We start from the raw sequence: 18,981 nt of genomic DNA on the forward strand, positions 1-18,981 counted from the left end.
ATTTCGGTCCAATTATAAGACGATTATGGGGCTGGGAAAGTTTCAGTTTGTGAGACAGTCGGGGTCTCGGTAAATGAGTTTATTGGGGTAGGAGTAGGGCTCTCAGTTGGGGATGGGGTGAAAACAGGGGTGGGTGTAGGTGTAGATGTCGGTTCCAGCGTTGGTGTTGAAGAAGGTATTACAGGGGTAGGGGAGGCAGGAATTGGGGTTACCGTGGGTCGAGGCGCCTCAGGTTGTGGGGTAGAGGTGGGCGTGTATGTACGGGTCGCCACGTTGGGAACCCAGAGATACTGTCCTGTGACGATTACATCACTTTCTAAGCAGTTAGTTTGCTTGAGCAACCATGCGGTGACCCCGTACAAGCCGCCAATTCGTGTCAGAGTGTCACCCCGTTGGATTCGGTAAAGGATCCAGCCCGGTGGAGGTGCGCACCCCGTGGGGGTTGGGCTGGTAAAATAAGGGGCTGGCACGGTGGCTGTCGGGGCTGGCAGGTAAAGGATGGTCTCTGGCAAGAGACCAGGACTGACCATACAATTGGCAGCCATAATCTGTTCGGCGGATATTCCTGTTAGGCCTGCTAGATTGTTGAGCGTCTCGCCGGGTTGCACGATGTGTGGCTGCCATCCCGGTGGAATTGGGCAAGTGTGCTTATTGCCAAAAGTTGGGGATGGGGAGGACAGGGTAGGGTCATTGGGGAGGATAATGGGGGTTAGGTTGGGAGTTGGGAGCACAGGAGCAGGGGTAGGGGTATTGGCGTAGAGTTCGATTCCTGCGGACAGAAAAGCCCCTGTTACTAGCAAGGCGGTAAGGGCCCCCCATCCAATTCCCGGCAAAATGGCTTTCCATGCTTTCATAAGGCTGCGTTCGCTATCCCCAATGCTTCGATGGGAAGGAGCAGATTTACAGTTATCGCATGGGAAGAGTCAATATCCACATAAACCCTTCCCCCATTGGTTTCAATAAGGGCCTTTATTAGTCCGATATTCAATCTCTCTTTGCTCGCTTCCTGGAACGAGGATTCTCCGGTTATGGTTTCATGCAGTAACTGACGAGGCGGGATTTCAATTCTTTCCCATGGGGTATTGGAGATTTGAAGCAGCAGAAATGGTGGTGAGGATAAAGCAGTTTCGTTCAGGAGACGCAGGGTAAGATCGCTCTCGGTGGTAGCGTTAGTGACCAGTTGCTGGAGAAGATGCACAAGAATCTGGTAGAGATTATCGGGGTTCAATCTTACCCTTGGAATTTCTGCAGGGAAGTCAAGATGAACATTGATCTGACGTTGTTGAATTTGCGGGGCAAGATCGTTGAGAGCCTGATCAATAATAGGCCCAACCTCTGCTAAAACTTCCTCGTTTGTGGTAGATTGCATAGTGAGGGCTGAAACTTCTTCTAACAGTTGCTCAAGTAGATCACGGGTTTTCACGGTTGCCACGCGTGTGCGTTCAAGAAACTTGCGCTGAAGGGCGCTCAGAATACCAACCGTTTCCCCCATGAGCAGATCCACATATCCCAAGATGGAGGATAAGGGCTGGCGCATCTCTTGAACGAGGGAGATGAGTACTTCTTGCTGAGCAGGTGGTAAATTGGAAGGTTGCTTAGCACTTTGCTGTAACTTAAGAATTTGGATGTTGGCTTCGGCTAATGCATTTTGCAGGCGCGCGATCTCCTCCAGTGTGGAACGTAGTTCATTCTCAAGATGTTCCACTTCTGCACTGGGGGTGGATTTTTGTCGGCTCTCGGCCAGCATCTCTTTCAATGCCCGGTTTTCGGCTTGGAGAGCCTCGATGGTATCTTGAGCCTCGCGCTGCAAGGCAAGAAGAGCCTCAAAGTCCCCTGAGGGTGTGGAGGATGAGGACTCAAGGGTTTGGCGAAGGGAGCGGTTCTCGTTTTGCACTCTTTCAAAGTCTGTTCGAAGGGATTGAAGTGCCTGTTCCAGTTGGAAAACCTGGGATTGGAGATGATGGAACGCTTCGCCCTGTTTCAGAAGAAGCGCCGTTTTTTGATTTAGTACTTGTAGTCGTGTTAATTCCTCGGGTGTCCAGGCGCGGTTGGAATAAGGCGTCAATAAGACCATTAATGCGGGTTTAGAAACCGGGAATTGGATGGGGGCTGCTATCAAGGAACCAATGTGTTCCAACCCGAGCACGCTGGCCAGATTGTGACTCTCCTCTCCCAAAGCAGATTCGTCTTCGACAAGCAGGGTTTTTTGGTGACGGAGCGCATTGAGCAATTTCGGAAAACGCGTGATGCGGATGTGACTTTGTACAATGGGTTCGTCTCGCACTAAATCATAGCCCGTCTGTACCACAAGCGTTTCGGCATCGGTTTCACTCTGCTGCAGCATAAGACAGAGGTCGGCTCGGAGAGTGTGAGCGATGGCCCGTGTTAACGCCTCCAGGAGATTATCCTTACCAATACTACTGGCTACATCACTCCAGTGGAAGATGGCTTGCATAGAGGCAGTGGTTATGGCCTTGGAAGGGGATGCTGAGGATTCTGGAGACATGGAAGCCGAGACTGACGTGTTTAGGCGCAAAATGTGTTGTACCATGGCCGGCAGGAGTGGATAGGTACATAACTGGGCCATACGCAAGGTCGCTGAAATGTCGGATTGAGGAGCATCGAGAGCGTAGTGGAGCAATCCTCCTGCTAATATAAAGCCCATTACACCGAAGCCCTCTCCGGCAACCGGAGAGGAGCGGGTAAGGGCGATTATCAGCCCCGTGATAGAAAGAGTGATTATGATGACGGTCCAAATCTGATCAAAAAGGCTTGTATTATACCCAAGATTTTGTCCAGAAGCCGGGGCGTATAGCAGTTCGAAAAGGAAAATTAGAGGAAATGAAAAAGTAAGCACCATACTCAGGCGGTCAATTCGTACGTTGGGGGCTGGAAAGAGCCAGAGTCGCCCCAGCCAGAAAAGAGTGAGGCTTAAAACCATACGTTCCAGTGCGGGGAGAAAAGAAGGTAAAACCAGCAGGTTTTGCCACGCCAGTCCTGCGCTAATAAACAGCAGAATTTGCCCCGCGAGGGCTACACTGAGCCCTACTATAAGAGTACGCCGTATTGGTGAGGACAGATCGAGAGGCCAGAGGATTACATTCTGGAGAGCGAAAAGCACCGAGAATGCAAGCACCAAATGAAAGAGGAGATTCCCTGGGGGTGAGATGATGAGAGACAACAACTGGTTTATCGGGGTCATGGGTTAAAAGGTTTCCGGAAACGGTATCTCAGAAAAGTGGTATGGGATTGGGTGCAATAATTGTGCCCGAGGATGTATTAATGCTATTTTACTATGGGCTTCTCAGGATATCATTTATCCTGGGGGAATAAGGGAAGATTTTTTACGTTTGCGCTGGGTTGACAAATTCAAAGGGCTGACTTAAAATTTTGACCAGACCGAGAACCAAGCCGAAGTGGCGGAACTGGCAGACGCGCTACGTTCAGGGCGTAGTGGGCATTACGCCCGTGAGGGTTCAAATCCCTCCTTCGGCACACTCAACAGCCCAACTCAAAGTGGGCTGTTTTGTCTTGTGGGCCCCTACGCTTTGATGTAAGATATAAGCATGGAATCTTCTCGTTGGAAACCTCGTCAAATTATCCTCTTGGGTATATTGATCCTTCTTTTTCTGTTCCTGCTAGATCTAAATCAGCGGCTTGTGCAGTTGAATCGTTTGAGCCAGAAACGCGATCAGATGCAAACCGAAGTTGCGGGCTTGCAGCGCACTATTGAGGCACTTGGCACGCAAAAAGCATATGCCACCTCTGAGAGCGCGGTTGAGGCCTATGCCCGTAACCAGGCGAATATGGTAAAACCCGGAGAAAATCCAATCATTCTGGTCCCTGTTCATACCTCTCAACCTTCTTTGATGAGCACCCCGACACCTGTGGCTCAGTATGCGGAGCCATGGCAGGTTTGGTGGGCGTTATTCTTCGGACGTTAGAGCGGTTAGGTGAGTTTGCTTTTCCGATGCAAGACTATAAGGGTTAGATCGTCGGAGGCGGGGGCAATTCCTCTAAAATCATCTAAAGTTGTTTTGATGTAATCTGCAAGCTCAATAGCACTGGTACGAGGGGCTTCTTTTATGGTTCGGATAAGATTTCCCTCGCTAAAGGGCTCACCGCTTTCTGAAAACATTTCGGTCAATCCATCAGTATAGAGCAGTAGGAAGTCACCTGGGGAGAGGAACGCCGTTTGGTCCTGTAAGCGAATTTGGGTCAAAATACCCAATGCCATGCCATTCGAAGGCAGGCTTTCAACTCTCCCATCTGCGCGGAGAATGAGCGGCCAGTTGTGGCCAGCATTGGCATATAGGATGCGCCCGTCATCGAGATGGAGAATGGCATAAATGGCGGTTACAAATAACCCATCCGGCGAGTCAAACACCAGCGATCGGTTGACTCTTTGTAAAATCCGCGCTGGAGAGGGTTGCCCCGAGATGCCAAAGGCCCGAATCAACGTTCTTGAAACGGTCATATAAAGGGCAGCAGGTACTCCCTTGTCCGAAACATCCCCAATGACAATGCCCCAGCGGTTTTGAGGAAGGCGTATAACATCATAAAAGTCTCCGCCAACCTGACGCGCGGTCTCCCAGTAAACGCTAATCTCCCAATGAGGATGTTCTGGGAAGCGTGTAGGCAAAAACGTCTTTTGAATCTGCCGGGCCACCTGAACTTCGCGCTCCAGTCGCTCCCGTTTGAGCATCTCACGGTTCAGGTATTCATTTTGAATGGCTAAGGCGATTTGTTGAGCGATGCCGGTGATGATTTCCAGACGACGTTCCTGAGATGTAGTCGGGTAATGGGCGTCGCGAACCAAGAGGGCCCCGTAGCGCTCCCCCTTGACAGAAAGGGGGATGCCTAAAAGGCGGTATGAGGCATTGGCTTCGATTTCTTCGTCGGTGACTAAGGGGTGGGAAGCCCATTCTGCAATTGGCAGGTCCTCATGTTGCAATGGACATACAATCAGGGTATCGTAGTGATGGATGAAATCCAATAACGGCGCCTGACCTCGAGGATATCCGGTTCCCTCCAGGGCGGTTTGATGGTGGTGATTCTGGTCAAAGGCTTTAACTAGGCGATATTCTTTTTTTTCGTTGTCCCACAAGTAAATTGCGCATGCCTCTGCTCCCACCAGGATGGGGATAAGATGGACGGTGGTGTCCAACATGTCTTCTAGATTGGTCTGACTCACAATGGCTTGGGCTACCTGTAATAGGGCTGCTGTAACATAGGCCTCTTCTTGCCGGGCATCCAATAAGCGAATGTTCTCCAGGGCCATGGCGGCTTGTTGAGCAATTCCTTGGAGGATGGCCAGGAGTTGGGGGTCAAAGCGATAGCCCACGTGCGTGCGCTCAGGATGATAGCCAACCAGCAACGCTCCGAGCATCTCATCTCGACTTGTTAGGGGAAGAACTAAGTAGGTGCTATTGTTGGTGTGTAGATCAATTTCTAGAAGTGAGAGTTCTGCTGCCGGATCCTGGATGAAAACCGGGCTGCGAGTTTCTAACAAACGTGCAACGGCGGGTACCCGGCTATCAAATGGAATGTGGTGGGGCAAGAGGGTTGGAAGGCCGTGCTCGGCCAGCATGAAAAAGGCCTGTTGGGAATCATCCCATATAAAGAAAGCGCACTCTCTAATACCAACCAGTAAAGGAATGAGGCGAGTGAGGGTTTCGGCCAGTTCCTCTGCTGAACGCAGAGTCTGATTGGTTTCAGCGACCTGGAGCAGGATGGTTGAAATCCAGGCTTGTTCTTGGGCAGAGGCAAAGAGGCGATTATTTTGGATTGCCACAGCCGCATAGCTGGCCAGCGTGATCGCAATGAGAAGGGCCTCGCTGCCGTAACGTCCTGCTGTGTGATGAGCAAAGAGCAGCAAGCCTAAGATCTGCCCTCCGGCTCTTAAGGGGGCCAGGATGGCAGAGTAATCGGTCGGGAAACCCAGCGCTTTCCCCAGGGGGTCATAGGGATCAAGGGGTTTTCGGATAGAGGCTTCGGTTTGTTGCAGAGCATATTCAAGCCACTGGCGTTCTTCTTCCTCTTCAACAGTGACCTGTTCGAGCCGGGCTGCTGAAACCCCGTGTACCGCGGCGAGGCGGAGGTTGGGTGGTTGTCGGGTTTCAGGACGATAGGGTTCTTCAAGAAGCCAAATGGCAGCGGCTTCACATGGTAAATTGCGTTCCAACTCGGCCAGGATGCGTTCTAGCAAATCTCCGAGATTTATGTTCTCGGATATCAGACCAGCGATATCCCGAAATGAATCAGCCACCTGACGGCGCCAGGATTCGGTGCGATAAAGCATGGCGTTGCGCATCGCAATTGCAATGCTGGCACCCAGTGCTTCGAGGTAGGGTAAGTCTTCGGGATCGAAGGCATTGGGATGGTCTGATTGCAAATCCAGTACCCCCAGCACTTCCCCAGCATACGCCAGGGGAATGGCTAATTCTGATTGGGTGGTTTCAGGGGGTAGGGGCGAGGGACGGTAGAGGGGGTCGGATTCCACATCGTTGGTCAGGTAAATTTTGCCTTCCCGCGCGACCCAGGGGATAATGCCCATTGGATCATCCAGGTCGTAACTAATTTGATGCTCTTCAAAGGCTTTGCTGCGGGCACCACTACCCGCTTCGTAAAAAATCTTACGGCGCCCCTGATGGACGCTGAAGAGGTGAACATAGGGATAACCGAACCAGTGGTGGATGGCCTTGACGACCTCTTCTAGCAGGCGATCAAGGTCAAGAATAGAGGTCAGAGTATGGCTGATTTCAAGCAGGGCAGCGATACGGTCGGCGCGATGCGAAAGGGCTTGGTAGAGTTTTATGCTTTCAAAGGCTATTGCAATGGCGTCGGCCAGGGAGCGGAATAGAATCAGGTCATACTCATGAAAGGCATTGGGGCGTTCGCTTTGTAGATCTAAAACTCCCAAAAGGCGTTCGCCGTGCTTTATGGGAAATGCGGCTTCTGAAAGGGTTTCTGGCAATGCGAAACTAAAGCGATAGCGTGGCTCCTGCTGGACATTGCGGGCCACAATCTCTTGTCCATTTTGAGCTACACTGCCTATGATGCCCTGCCCAAGACGGATGGCGTCAAAGTCCTCATGATAAGCAGGAATGCCCTTCCCGGCACCAGCACAGAAGCGCAGTATGCCTTGGGTCTCGTCCATCTCAAAGAGACCTACGTAGTAGAAATCGAAAGTCTCCTGAATCTGTTGAGCAATCTGATGGCAAAGTGCTCTTACGTCTGTGAAGCGTGTGATCTGCGAAGTGATTGCACGGACCAATGTTAGTTGTTCGGTACGCCAAGTTTTTATGCGCTCCTGCCGAAAGGCTTGAAAGACTAACGCCAAATGGGAAGCCAGATCCCCAAGAAAGTGTATTTCCTGGTCGCTAAACACTGGACCCTTGGGACGGCTGATCAGGAGGACCCCCAGCAACAAATCGCGCAAGATCAGGGGAACAGCAATGGTCGGAGAAGTTACTGAGTGATTTAGAAGGGTGGCATCCGGTTCAAGAAGAGATGAGCGCTGTTGGGCACACTGCTTGACCAGGGCTGGGCAAGCAGGGTCGCTGAGAAGGGGAACCTCAGGTTCTCCCGGCAGGGGATATTGGGGCTCAGAGAACCAAAGCGCGGCTTGAACCCCTAACCACTCTCGGAGGCGCTGTTCAATGAGCACCATCTGAGAATGGGTGTCGGGGAGCCCTAAAAGATGTTCCCCGAGGCGAAAAATCTCACTGAAGTCTGGAAAGGCCTTGTGCTCAGCCATGAGGGGCGAGCACTCCTATCTCTTGCGCTTAACCATGGTCAGCGTGTTGGTGCCTTCGCTGAAATCGAAGCGAACTTCATCCATCCACTGGTGGATAAAATAAAGCCCCAAACCGCGGTTACGGCGCCGTTTGAGAGGGACATCTCGCCTGGGGGGGCGTACCTTCTTGGGGTTAAAAGGTTTACCATGGTCGCGGAGTATGATGATGAGGGAATCGGCTTCAATTTTATACTCCAATTCGATCTCACCAAGCCCTTCTCCGCCATAGGCATGTTCAATGATATTGGTGCAGGCCTCGTCAACAGCCATCTCAACGGTGTAGGCATCCAGGGAACTGAGTCCCAGTTCTTGTGTGGCCTGGCGGATCAGGGCAGCGATTTGGGCAAGACTTTCATATTGCCCTGGGAATGTATATTTGGGCATCAGCGCATCAACATACGTTTCAAACATTCGCCACGGCCGAGACCACGTCGGGAAAAATTTTGAACAGGGTGGTAAAACCCGCAAGGTCAAGAGCAGCTTTTATGTTTTCCGGAACATTTGCCAGCACAACCTCGCCACGATTGTAACGGCGGCAAACTTTCTGAGTGCTGATCAACGCTCTTAGCCCTGCGCTGGAGATGAATTGCAGGTCTTCCAGGTCAATCACAATGCGGTAACGCCCGGAGTTGGTAATTTGTTTGAGCCGCTCCTCAAATTCGGGTACACTTGCGCTGTCCAATCGCCCTTTTACCTTGATGAGGTCGCAACGCTTATAGGCAGTATGTTCAATTTCCATATTAGGGCCTCCGGAAACCTCTGAGTGAATTCCTTCAAGGATTATATCATGAGCCATTTTTGGACAAAGCAATTACTTTGGAGATGGAAAATAAGAACAACTTGTGCCCGTGTATTTTTGGTAGAATTATCACAACCCTTGACAAGGGTAAGTGATCTACTTGGGTTTTTGAAGAAGCAACCGACTCACTCTATGGAGAGAAAAGGATATAACCATGGCTGGAAAGCAATCTCCCCAAAATGTAATTGAGGCATATCGCCGGCGTCAGCAGATGATGCCTTTTATCATTTGGGGGCTGGCTATCGTTCTGGTGGTTGTAGGGGTGATCATTATAATTGTTTCGCTAACAGGACCTAATCGAGGCGGTCTTGCAGCGCTCTTTGCTTCACCAACCCCCTCTGCTACGGCAACCTTGACACCAACCCCTACGCAGCCCACTCCCACGCCTTCCAATACACCAACAGTTACCGAAACACCACTTCCTACTGAGACCCCCACGCCGAATGCACCATTTGAGTACACTGTCCAAGAGGGGGACACTTGTTACGATTTAGCGATCAAATATAATGTGGATCTACTGGTCCTTTTAGCGATCAATAATTTCCCATTGGATCAGTGTCCAATACGAGTGGGGGACAAGATTCTTATTCCGATCCCAGGTCAGTCCCTACCCACAGCGACGCCTTTGCCTACAAACCTACCACGGGGCACCCGCATTGAGTACTATGTGGTTGCTAACGATACCCTCGACCTTATTGCCGCGCGATTTAATAGCACCGTAGATGCCATCATGCGGGAGAACAAACTTGAGGATAAGAACAAGATTTTCATAGGGCAAAAGCTCATCATTCCGGTAAATATTGTTACCCCGACACCCACTCGCGCACCAACCAGCACCCCTGTCGGAACGGCGGTTCCGACCCTCACCGTAACGGCTACAGCCACTCCATGAGCATGGGGAATTATCGGGGTTTCTTGAGTTGAAATTATCGATTGTTGCCGTGGGACCTCCGGCATTCTGAACTTCTCCACTGTGCGGGGTGCACCCTGGTGTGGTTTAAAAATGTGGAGAGCACTTGGGCTGTTTAACGCTTGTTTGTGCTCCTATCGTCTGAAGTGATTGACTTGCATGGGTGTTGCGGAAAAGAGGTTGAACGTGCTGTTTCTCAATCGTCGAGCCAGGGTCTTTCTGGCCGTTCTGTTGGTGGTGGGGGGTGTAGTCTGGTTTTTTGTGAGTGGGTCTCGGTCCAAGGCGGTGCCGCAACTTCGCCTATCTGAAGAGGGAGAGATTGGGCAGAAGGGACCTATCGTACTGGAATTTTCGGGGGTGGTTAATACTCTGAGCGTGGAATCGGCCTGGCACATGGAGCCCGCTACTCCGGGGCGTTTTGAGTGGCGGGGAAGAGAATTGTGGTTCTGGCCGGTCGCCGGTTTTGAACCCGGCCGAACTTATACACTGGAATTGAGAGCGGGGTGGAGTTATGCAGATGGCACTCGCGTAGACAAAACGCTGCATTTCACATTTTGGGTGCGGGAGCCGCTCCTTCTCTACTTGGGCAACCCCAATCAGGCCCCTGAGGTCTATAGCGTTGCCATGGAAGGCCGTACTCCCCAGCGCTTAACCGACACATCTGGACGCGTGGTGGAATTTGCGGCTTCACCCGATGGGGAATCCATTGCTTTTAGCGTTCGTAATAATCAAGGGGGTATTGACTTAGGGGTGGTAAAGCGCAACGGCCAGAAACAGCGTCTCCTGGTGGCTTGTGGTAAAGAGCGCTGTTACCAACCTGCCTGGACACCTGATGGCAGGTGGATCACTTTTGTGCGCTCTGGAGCCGACCAGGGAGGGCAGATTAATTACGCACTGTGGAGCTACGATTTTATTGGGGGACGGGCAACTCAATTGGTGAATGTTGCCGACATGATACCAACTTTGCCCACTTGGTCACCTGATGGGAATTACCTGGCAATTTACGATGAGGTGGAGCGGGGAATTCGTATCATTGGGCGAGAAAATCGGGTCAATGCTTTCATCCCGACCAGCGTAAGCCAATCTCCTCGTTGGTCCTGGGATAGTCAGCATTTGTATTTTGTAGTAGAGCAGATGGGTGATCTCTTACCATATCATGCGGCCTATCAGGCTGACCTGGTGACGCAAACTACCCGCCCTCTCTTTTCGGCGACTGGGGAGACCTGGGATGTAAGCACGCCTGCTGAAGCTCCGGATGGCCAGTGGGTTGTTTTCGGAAAACGCGATCTAAATGGTCCGGTGGGTAAGCAACTTTGGATGGTCCCGACAGGGTCTCTAGATACTGGCGAAGGCGCAATTCCTATAGCCACAGAGGCGCTTTTCACCATAGCGGCTTACCAGTGGGAACCGGCCGGGCGTGGTTTGGTGTATCAGCGTTATGATCTGACTTCCTCGGATGCGGTGCCCCAGGTAGTGATCTGGTGGCGTGATAGGCAGCAGAACCAGGTGATAGCAACAGATGGGGCTTTTCCGGAGTGGTTACCCTGAGGTTGGGGTTGTAGATGCAGAATGCTCGCGTTCTGGCGAGCGAACGAAGAAATGAAGCACCCCCAGGGCAATTAGCCCGAGAAACGCAGAGGCAGCGAATGTGGCCGGATAACCCCATTGATCGGCCAACCACCCACCGACCAGCGGGGATAAAGCCGCCGCTGGTGCGATCAGGGTGTTGGCCAGGCCGACATAGGTGGGGCGCTGAGATTCTGGCCCGAATTCCAGGGTAATGGCTAAACCAATAGCCCAGAAAACAGTGTTGGCGATGCCGGTTAAGATCATGACCAAATAAAACCAGTTCAGGGCAGGGGCGAGCCATGCCAGCAAGGCGCTCAAGACGACGGCAAAAGCACCGAATTCAAGCACCGGTTGGCGCTTCCAGCGGTCAGCCAGCCAACCCAAAAGAGGATTAGCGATCACCTGAGTGATAAACAGAACGCTGGTCATGATACCGGCTTCAAATTTTCCCATTCCACGTTCCTGGACGGCATACACCGTGTAAAAAGCAAATGCCATCATCGAAAATTGAAAAATGATTCTTCCAACCAAGTACCAAGTGAAGGGTTTATCCTGTGTGAGGATAATGCGTACCTCCGCCCAAAAGGCTTTGGAGTCTCCAACCCTGGTCTCAACCTGGTGTTCTGGCTCACGAGTCAGGCTGATAAAGAGAAAGGAAAGCCCCATCATCAGCGAAGCCAGAAGAAAGCATAGAGCGAAATTGCCGGGAAACGCCAGCCGTTCTAATATCAAGCCGGCCAACGCAGCTCCGGCGCTTCCCAACAAATTGGCGCCCGCGGACTGCACTCCGAAGAAAGTGGCACGGTACTCAGAAGGAATGATTTTGCCAATCATATTCTGCCAGGCGTTGGCAGTCAGTCCTCCTCCCAAGCCTTGCCAGGTCAGCAATACGAAAGTGAGCCATAAGGCGGTGGTCTTCTCCAGGGTAGGGCTGAGCCAAGCAATTAGACCGAGAAACAGAAAAGGGATGCGCTCATGGATGGTCATGGACAGCACCCAGGGTTTAAAGCGGTTTAGGGCTTGCACCCTTTGTGCAGTGAAGAGTTGAGGTAGTTGCCATCCTACAATATGTATGGCGGGGATCAAGCCAACCAGGACGGCCGAATCGCTCATGGTGGCGACGTAGAGTGGGAGTACTGTGGAAAAGGATGCAAAGCCGAGGGCGAAACCGAAAAACCCCCCGTCCAGCAGATTAACCCAAAAATTAAAGCGAAAATGCCTGCGGATTTCAGTGTCCATGTTGGCGCACTTAAGGTTATATACCAAAAACCCCGGCACAAGTCCCGGGGCTTTGGAGGGGAGGAAATTTATCTACCTGTGAGTTTCCCGGAGCGGCTTAGAACTCTTCTTCCTCGTCGTCCAGCCACTCTTCTTCCTCTTCTTCCAGCTCTTCCAGATCCTCCCATTCTTCAACTTCTTCCTCTTCCCATTCCTCTTCAGCCGGGGTTTCGGCGGTGGGAGAGTAGGTCATGCATCCTGAATCGGGATCGAGTTCGATGAGAGCCGCGCTACAGTACCCTTCATCCAGGAATGCACAATCAATGTAATGGCAACGAATTTTGGGCATGTATTTTTCCTCCTCTTTAATGTTGCCCTCATGCCTTTGCCAGTCGAACGATGGCAATTACGAATAAAAGCCCCATGACAATCGCCGAAAGCAGGCAGAACGGGCAAATCGCTTTTATAATCGCAAATTCCAGGTAAGTCAAGTAGGCTGAATACCCTGTGCCGGCAAAAGTTATCCCAAAAAGGAGCAGGCTTGTGTTTTCCTGCCAGTGTGGCTTCCATTGTTCAACCAGAAGCAGCGCTAGAATCACCAGGTAGGCCGCCGCACCCAAAAGGGCGATGGGAACGCCCATGATTTCTGAATAGCGGCTGTTGTTGACAATATCACAATTTCCGATCCCGGGCAGGCAAAGGGCTTCTGTGTGGCTGATTTTAATCCAGGTCAGGTAGAGAGAATCAACCAGCCCCACCAAACCAAGGATGAGAATGAAGAGCCGTGAGCGGTTCAAGATTGCCTCGTTATTCGGAGAAGTTTTCCAGAGGCCATATATCCACCTCGCTCCCTTTGGCGAGAGATTTTACCCCAGCCGGGACAATCAGTAAAGCGTTGGCTTGTACAAGACCATAGAGGTTTCCAGATCCTTGATGTCCGGCTAGACGGACCAAACGTTTGCCGGTTTCATGGCGCACAATGGCCCGCAAATAACTTTCGCGACCGTCTGATTCAACCGCATGCTCAAGGATGGCTTTAACTGTTGGAGTTGGTGAGGACGGGAGCCCAGCCAGTCGGTAGATTGCCGGGCGAATGAATACCAGAAAGCCCACAAAAGCAGAGACGGGATTGCCCGGTAAACCCAACACAGGTACTCCGTGGTACTTCCCAAACAGGAGCGGTTTGCCCGGTCGGACATTAACACGCCAAAGGTGCACGATCCCTTCCTGCTCCATGAGCCCTCGCACGTGATCGTAAGTCCCTACACTGACACCTCCAGAGGAAAGGATCAAATCGGCTCTTCCTTCCACTGCGGTATCCAAAGCGGTGCGAATGGCATCCAGTGCGTCTGGCACGATGCCCAAGTCCAGCGCTTTGCCTCCAGCCTGGTCAATCAGAGCCCTTAACATGAGACGATTGGAGTCGTAGATCTTACCCGGAGTCAGCGGAGAGCTAGGAGGAAGGAGTTCATCCCCTGAGGAAAATAGGGCAATGCGCGGTTGGTCATGTACCTCTATCTCGGATATCCCCAAGGCAGCCAGCAATCCGAGGTCCTGGGGGCGCAAACGATGACCACTGGCGAACACAGGTTGACCTTTGGCAAGATCCTGTCCGGCAGGGCGTACATTCTCCCCCGGTCTTACGGGAATGAGCACGCGAACAGTGGTTGGGGGTTGAGAGGCGGCGCTTTGGAAAGAAAGATCCGTGTGCTCCACCGGCACGACGGCATCAGCATTTTCAGGTAAGGGAGCACCGGTCATAATCCGAGCCGCACAATTTGCAGGGAGGGGCATGTGAGGAGAAACACCGGCCGGGATGTCGGCTACGACAGGTAGTTCAACAGGGTGCTCTGGTGAGGCTGTGCTGACATCTGCTGACCTGACCGCAAAGCCATCTACACTACTGTTGGAAAAAGGGGGCAAATCAAGCGGGGCTGTAATGGGCTTGGCCAGAACACGCCGCAAGGCTAAATCAACAGGAATCGTTTGAGGGGGGAGCGGCTCGAATTGAGCAAGTATTCGCTCAAGGACTTCATCTACCGATAACAAAGGCGCCAATGCGATATGCCTCCGCTGAGGAAATTATTCAATCAAGCGCCGGGCTTCCATGATATTGGGTAGGTTCTCAATTCGGTTAAGCACCCGGCTGAGGTGCACAATGTCTTTAATCTCAATAATCGCCCGAATCGAAGCCAGGTTATGAGTGACACGCGTGCTGAGGTTAAGCACGTTGGCTTTTTCGTCCCCGAAGATTTTGGAGATATCGCTCAATAAGCCTTGGCGATCGTAGGCTTTAATTTCAATGGTCACCGGGTAGGTACGCTGAGTTTCACCCCAGGTAACTTTTACGATGCGTTCTCTTTCTTGAATGCGTAAAAAGTTTGGGCAATCGCGACGGTGTATGGTTACTCCACGCCCACGCGTAATATAGCCCATAATCTCGTCACCGGGCAGTGGCTTGCAACAACGGGCAAAATTGATTAACAGGCCTTTAACCCCTAATACCGAGATCTCGGCTCCCCCCTCTGTGGGTTTGGGCTCACGGGCGGGCGCCTGGACCAGTAAGGGGTCCTTTTTGGGTGAGATATCGCTGATGCGGTTGATCACTCGCCCGAGGGGGATATCCCCACACCCGATGGCTACATACAAATCGTCTGCACTGCGAAATTCAAAGGATTGGGCTAGTTTTTCAATATCCACATCCTTAATACCCAGGCGAGTGAGCTCCTTTTCAAGCATGGCTCGGCCCTGGTGGACATTTTGCTCACGATCCTGGTGCTTGAACCAGGCACGAATCTTTGAAATGGCACGCTGAGTCTTCACCAGACCTAACGCGGGATTGAGCCAATCGCGGCTGGGCCCCCCTTGTTTAGCCGTCAAAATTTCAACCTGATCTCCCGTCTTTAGGGTGTAATCCAGCGAAACCAGTTTCCCATTGACTTTAGCGCCCCGGCAGCGGTGACCGATTTCAGTATGGATGTAGTAGGCAAAGTCAATCGGTGTGGACCCGGCCGGCAGATCTACAATATCCCCCCGGGGAGTAAATACATACACCCGATCCTGAAAAATATCACTCTTTAGCCCATCTACGAACTCCTGGGCATCCATGACTTCCTGGCGCCACTCGCTGAGCGTTTTGCGCAGCCAGTTAATCCGCTGTTCATAAAGTTCATCGCGAGGACTGCGTTCCTTGTATCGCCAGTGAGCGGCAATACCATATTCCGCATTTTGGTGCATTTCGTAGGTGCGAATCTGAACTTCAAGCGGTTTGCCATCGTCATAAATGACTGCCGTGTGAAGGGATTGGTAGAAATTGTCTTTGGGAGCCGCGATGTAATCATCGAATTCTTGAGGAATGGGACGCCAGTGTCCATGGATGACCCCGAGGGCAGCGTAACAAGTGGCCTTGTCTTCGACTAACAGGCGCACCCCCCGCAGGTCGCGCACCATGTCAAAGGTTTTTCCGCGATCTACCATCTTGCGGTAAATAGAATAGATATGCTTGGGACGCCCAGTGACCTCGGCTTTGATGCCATTTTCTTCCAGGACTTTCTTAAGGCGGGCAATAATCTGCTGGATTTCACGTTCACGGTCTTCGCGTCGCTCCGCCAGTTTTTCGGCAATCTCGCGGTACTTTTCGGGATTGACGTAGCGGAATGCAAGGTCTTCCAATTCCCACTTAATTTGCCAGATTCCCAAGCGGTTAGCCAGTGGTGCAAAGATATCCAGGGTCTGTTGAGCGATGCGCCGCCGTTCTTCCTCTGGGAGATACCCCAGAGTGCGCATGTTATGCAACCGATCTGCTAGTTTAATCAACACAATGCGGATGTCATCCCCCATCGCCAGGAAGACTTTCCGCAGGGTTTCATTTGTCAGATCGGCGCGTTTGGGGCGGGGATATGTACTAATTTCTGCAGGGTTCTCACCCTCACGGGTGGGCTTTTCATCTGCTGAGATGCGAGGCAGATTCGAGAGTTTGGTCACCCCGTCCACCAAATGAGCGACCTCGTCGCCAAACTCTCTCCGCAAGTCATCCAGAGTGATGTGGGTATCCTCGACGGTATCATGGAGCAAGGCAGCCATTATCATGACTGGTGGCACTTGAAGTTCAGCCAGGATAGCAGCCACTTCTACGCAGTGCGTGATGTACGGCTCGCCCGAAGCACGTTTTTGACCGCGATGGGCCTCTTCTGCAAAACGATAAGCCCGCATGATGAGTTCACGTTCCACTAACGTGTAACTTTGCGGCAGGCGTTCCATCAGCGATTCAATTTTCATGCCCAACTCTTCTGTACCAATCGTCCGACCTATCATACCTTTAATCGCCTGTTCCTGGTGATTAATATCTCAGTTGGTTACCTCTATATCAGACCTGTGCGGTCTGCGTGATAGTATACTCCTTCTACAATGCGAAAAGCAAGAGGGCATTACGTCGTGAAAGGCTTGATGTACAGGGGGGGCGTGGGTTTGTCCAGACCAGAGTGGATTTTCTTATAGTGAGTCAAGCGCTCTTATGTTAAAATCATTGCCGTTGCTCATCAGCATTTCATTGATCATAACGCGGAGGGATTCGTGAAACGAATTGCAGTTCTAACCAGTGGTGGAGACGCTCCCGGGATGAATGCGGCGATTCGAGCTGTGGTACGTACCGGCATTTATCGCGGTTGGGAGGTATATGGGGTTCAATTGGGATATCAGGGCCTCATTGATGGGAAAATTATTCCCCTTTCAGCGCGAGATGTGGGGGGGATTATTCAGCGTGGGGGGACTATCCTGGGAAGTGCTCGCTCCCTGGAATTTAAGACCAAGGCGGGCCAACTCAAGGCAATTCGCACTCTTAACCAGCATGGGATCGAAGCCCTGGTGGTCATTGGCGGGAATGGTTCCCAGACTGGTTCCTACGCCTTGCATAATCTGGGATTTCCGGTAGTGGGGGTGGCCTCCACCATTGATAATGATCTCTATGGTTCGGACATCACAATTGGAGTGGATACTGCTCTAAATATTGCCCTGGAGGCCATTGATCGGCTTAAAACGACGGCTTCTTCCCACCAGCGCGCATTTCTGGTTGAAGTGATGGGCCGAGATTGCGGCTACCTGGCGTTGATGTCCGCCATTGCCGGTGGTGCAGAGGCTGTGGTGATCCCTGAAGTAGAAGTTGATCCCGAAGAAATTGCTCAGCGCCTGATCCGAGCCTACGAACGGGGCAAGGCACATGCACTGGTGGTTGTTGCGGAGGGTGCTCGTTACAATGCTGAAGGTTTGGCGGAATATTTCAAGCAACATCATGAGCGATTAGGATTTGATTTACGAGTCACAATCTTGGGGCATGTGCAACGTGGGGGTAATCCTAGCGCTTATGATCGCATTTTGGCCAGCCGGCTAGGTGCAGGCGCAACCGAGGCTATTGAACGGGGAGAGACAGGCGTCCTGGTTGGTTTTATTCGCGGGGAAGTGACCACGACCCCGTTAGAGCAGGTGGTCAACACTAAGAAACCGCTGGATTTGCGGCTATTCGAACTAGCCAAGGTGCTGGATTGATTGAAATGGGCGCCCACCGAGGCGCCCATTTTTACGTCGAGGGGGTCAAGATGTGTTGAGGGCGGGCATTTTGGCGTAGATAGGCTTCAATGAAACCATCTATGTCGCCATCCAGGACTGCTTGAGTATTACCCACCTCGTAATTGGTGCGATGGTCTTTGACCATCTGGTAGGGGTGCAGGACGTAGGACCGAATCTGATTGCCCCATTCGGCTTTTTTGTATTCGCCGCGTAATTCGGCCAGTTTGCGTTCCTGTTCCTCCTGCTTGAGAGCGGCCAGACGAGCGCGAAGCACGCGCATTGCATTTTCGCGGTTCTGCAACTGAGAGCGCTCATTTTGGCAACTCACGACGATCCCAGTTGGCAGGTGGGTGATTCGTACGGCCGTGGCATTCTTCTGGACATTTTGTCCGCCTGCGCTGGACGAACGGAAGATATCAATGCGCAGATCATTCGGATTGATGACAATATCTTCGCTATCTGAGCCAGTTTCGGGAAGCACCTCCACCTGAGCAAATGAGGTGTGGCGACGGTGCGCAGCATCAAAGGGGGAGAGTCGTACCAGGCGGTGGACGCCTTTCTCGGCTTTCAAGTAGCCATAGGCATTGCGTCCGCTGATTGCCATGGTCACACTCTTGATGCCAGCCTCTTCACCTTCGGAGTAGTCGAGAATCTCTACGTCATATCCATGGCGCTCTGCCCAGCGCAGGTACATGCGTTGAAGCATAGCAGCCCAATCCTGGGCATCCACCCCTCCCGCGCCAGCGTGAATGGCCAGAATGGCGTTACCGCGGTCATAAGGTCCCGCAAGGAGGGTATTCAATTCGCGTTGTTCAAGTTCTTTTTGTAGTTCCTCAATCTCTGCTTCGATTTCAGAGCGTAGTGATTCATCCTCTAACAGAGCCAGGTCGAGCAAATCCTGAACGCGTGTGACCAGCCGATCCCATGATTCGATTTCTTCTTTGACCTCGGCCAGTTGTTTCATTACGCGTTGAGCGCGTACCGGATCATCCCATAGGGTAGGATCTTCGCTGGTCTTTTGCAGGTTCTCCAGGTCAAGGCGTTTTTTATCCAGGTCAAAGATGCACCTGTAGATCGTGGATTCGGTGCTTGATTTCTTCTAACCGTTCAATCAGGTCCTGCATA

General features: G+C 52.0%; 15 protein-coding genes and 1 tRNA gene. 5 read left to right on the forward strand and 11 right to left on the reverse strand.

The genetic code is table 11. The features are described from left to right. Positions 1 to 23: 23 nt before the first annotated feature. Both SE15_RS14320 and SE15_RS05120 read right to left on the reverse strand, forming a co-directional pair. Entirely contained in the window at positions 24 to 854 is an 831-nt protein-coding gene (locus SE15_RS14320; protein WP_152965537.1) for a LysM peptidoglycan-binding domain-containing protein, read from the reverse strand. Next, positions 851 to 3,202 (reverse strand): histidine kinase dimerization/phospho-acceptor domain-containing protein, encoded by a 2,352-nt coding sequence (locus tag SE15_RS05120; protein ID WP_054521011.1) that lies wholly within the window; start codon positions 3,200 to 3,202, stop codon positions 851 to 853. Before SE15_RS05120 ends, SE15_RS14320 begins: the two co-directional genes overlap by 4 nt. Positions 3,203 to 3,410: 208 nt before the next feature. On the opposite strand from SE15_RS05120, the gene SE15_RS05125 reads away from it, so the two are divergent. Further along, positions 3,411 to 3,495: transfer RNA gene (locus SE15_RS05125), tRNA-Leu, on the forward strand. A 71-nt stretch (positions 3,496 to 3,566) separates the two neighbouring features. Next, positions 3,567 to 3,944: a septum formation initiator family protein gene (locus SE15_RS05130; protein ID WP_054521012.1), complete on the forward strand. Its 378-nt coding sequence runs from the start codon at positions 3,567 to 3,569 to the stop codon at positions 3,942 to 3,944. A 5-nt stretch (positions 3,945 to 3,949) separates the two neighbouring features. Here the strand turns inward: SE15_RS05130 and SE15_RS05135 are convergent, their stop codons facing one another. Genes SE15_RS05135 through SE15_RS05145 form a run of 3 tightly spaced genes read right to left on the reverse strand, consistent with a single transcriptional unit; the run spans position 3,950 to position 8,537 of the window. Further along, positions 3,950 to 7,759: a GAF domain-containing protein gene (locus SE15_RS05135; RefSeq protein WP_054521013.1), complete on the reverse strand. Its 3,810-nt coding sequence runs from the start codon at positions 7,757 to 7,759 to the stop codon at positions 3,950 to 3,952. Positions 7,760 to 7,774: 15 nt separating this feature from the next. Continuing rightward, on the reverse strand, positions 7,775 to 8,182 hold the full coding sequence (locus SE15_RS05140; RefSeq protein WP_160316666.1) for an ATP-binding protein: 408 nt from the start codon (positions 8,180 to 8,182) through the stop codon (positions 7,775 to 7,777). 19 nt (positions 8,183 to 8,201) lie between these two features. Next, positions 8,202 to 8,537: an STAS domain-containing protein gene (locus SE15_RS05145; protein WP_054521015.1), complete on the reverse strand. Its 336-nt coding sequence runs from the start codon at positions 8,535 to 8,537 to the stop codon at positions 8,202 to 8,204. 214 nt (positions 8,538 to 8,751) lie between these two features. Between SE15_RS05145 and SE15_RS14325 the strand changes: the two genes are divergently transcribed. Continuing rightward, positions 8,752 to 9,489, forward strand: coding sequence for a LysM peptidoglycan-binding domain-containing protein (locus SE15_RS14325; RefSeq protein ID WP_054521016.1), 738 nt, complete (start codon positions 8,752 to 8,754; stop codon positions 9,487 to 9,489). A gap of 204 nt (positions 9,490 to 9,693) precedes the next feature. Further along, positions 9,694 to 11,055: a TolB family protein gene (locus tag SE15_RS05155; RefSeq protein WP_054521017.1), complete on the forward strand. Its 1,362-nt coding sequence runs from the start codon at positions 9,694 to 9,696 to the stop codon at positions 11,053 to 11,055. On the opposite strand, the gene SE15_RS05160 is transcribed toward SE15_RS05155, so the two are convergent. The 5 genes from SE15_RS05160 to SE15_RS05180 all read right to left on the reverse strand — a co-directional run bounded on the left by SE15_RS05160 (position 11,047) and on the right by SE15_RS05180 (position 16,572). Further along, positions 11,047 to 12,315 (reverse strand): MFS transporter, encoded by a 1,269-nt coding sequence (locus SE15_RS05160; protein WP_054521018.1) that lies wholly within the window; start codon positions 12,313 to 12,315, stop codon positions 11,047 to 11,049. The two genes, SE15_RS05155 and SE15_RS05160, sit on opposite strands and share 9 nt — an antisense overlap. A gap of 97 nt (positions 12,316 to 12,412) precedes the next feature. Continuing rightward, positions 12,413 to 12,643, reverse strand: coding sequence for a hypothetical protein (locus SE15_RS14470; protein WP_054521019.1), 231 nt, complete (start codon positions 12,641 to 12,643; stop codon positions 12,413 to 12,415). A 28-nt stretch (positions 12,644 to 12,671) separates the two neighbouring features. Then, a complete protein-coding gene (locus tag SE15_RS05170) occupies positions 12,672 to 13,091 on the reverse strand; it encodes a vitamin K epoxide reductase family protein (protein WP_054521020.1) in 420 nt (139 codons plus the stop codon). A 10-nt stretch (positions 13,092 to 13,101) separates the two neighbouring features. Next, positions 13,102 to 14,352 carry a molybdopterin molybdotransferase MoeA gene (locus SE15_RS05175; RefSeq protein WP_054521021.1) on the reverse strand — a complete coding sequence of 417 codons (1,251 nt, stop codon included), beginning with the start codon at positions 14,350 to 14,352 and terminating at the stop codon, positions 13,102 to 13,104. A 24-nt stretch (positions 14,353 to 14,376) separates the two neighbouring features. After that, the gene (locus tag SE15_RS05180) at positions 14,377 to 16,572 is read right to left on the reverse strand and encodes a RelA/SpoT family protein (RefSeq protein WP_054521022.1); all 2,196 of its coding nucleotides are present in this window, start codon (positions 16,570 to 16,572) and stop codon (positions 14,377 to 14,379) included. 294 nt (positions 16,573 to 16,866) lie between these two features. Between SE15_RS05180 and pfkA the strand changes: the two genes are divergently transcribed. Further along, positions 16,867 to 17,835 carry a 6-phosphofructokinase gene (pfkA, locus tag SE15_RS05185; protein WP_054521023.1) on the forward strand — a complete coding sequence of 323 codons (969 nt, stop codon included), beginning with the start codon at positions 16,867 to 16,869 and terminating at the stop codon, positions 17,833 to 17,835. Between the two features lie 31 nt (positions 17,836 to 17,866). Here the strand turns inward: pfkA and prfB are convergent. Then, positions 17,867 to 18,980, reverse strand: a protein-coding gene (gene prfB / locus SE15_RS05190) for a peptide chain release factor 2 (protein WP_152965538.1) whose coding sequence is annotated in 2 segments (ribosomal slippage) — positions 17,867 to 18,913 and positions 18,915 to 18,980 — 1,113 coding nt in all. Because the reading frame shifts where the segments join, the coding sequence is not laid out codon by codon here. Between the last annotated feature and the right edge of the window lies 1 nt (position 18,981).

Origin of the sequence: Thermanaerothrix daxensis (assembly GCF_001306145.1) — a bacterium.
GTDB classification, from domain to species: domain Bacteria; phylum Chloroflexota; class Anaerolineae; order Anaerolineales; family Anaerolineaceae; genus Thermanaerothrix; species Thermanaerothrix daxensis.

Bases quoted from the DNA above. Each gene is read 5' to 3' on its own strand.
- SE15_RS14325 (WP_054521016.1), top strand. From the start codon at position 8,752: ATGGCTGGAAAGCAATCTCCCCAAAATGTAATTGAGGCATATCGCCGG.
- SE15_RS05130 (WP_054521012.1), top strand. From the start codon at position 3,567: ATGGAATCTTCTCGTTGGAAACCTCGTCAAATTATCCTCTTGGGTATA.
- SE15_RS05120 (WP_054521011.1), bottom strand. From the start codon at position 3,202: ATGACCCCGATAAACCAGTTGTTGTCTCTCATCATCTCACCCCCAGGG.
- SE15_RS05145 (WP_054521015.1), bottom strand. From the start codon at position 8,537: ATGGAAATTGAACATACTGCCTATAAGCGTTGCGACCTCATCAAGGTA.
- SE15_RS05140 (WP_160316666.1), bottom strand. From the start codon at position 8,182: ATGCCCAAATATACATTCCCAGGGCAATATGAAAGTCTTGCCCAAATC.
- SE15_RS05135 (WP_054521013.1), bottom strand. From the start codon at position 7,759: ATGGCTGAGCACAAGGCCTTTCCAGACTTCAGTGAGATTTTTCGCCTC.
- SE15_RS14470 (WP_054521019.1), bottom strand. From the start codon at position 12,643: ATGCCCAAAATTCGTTGCCATTACATTGATTGTGCATTCCTGGATGAA.
- SE15_RS05160 (WP_054521018.1), bottom strand. From the start codon at position 12,315: ATGGACACTGAAATCCGCAGGCATTTTCGCTTTAATTTTTGGGTTAAT.
- SE15_RS05180 (WP_054521022.1), bottom strand. From the start codon at position 16,572: ATGAAAATTGAATCGCTGATGGAACGCCTGCCGCAAAGTTACACGTTA.
- SE15_RS14320 (WP_152965537.1), bottom strand. From the start codon at position 854: ATGAAAGCATGGAAAGCCATTTTGCCGGGAATTGGATGGGGGGCCCTT.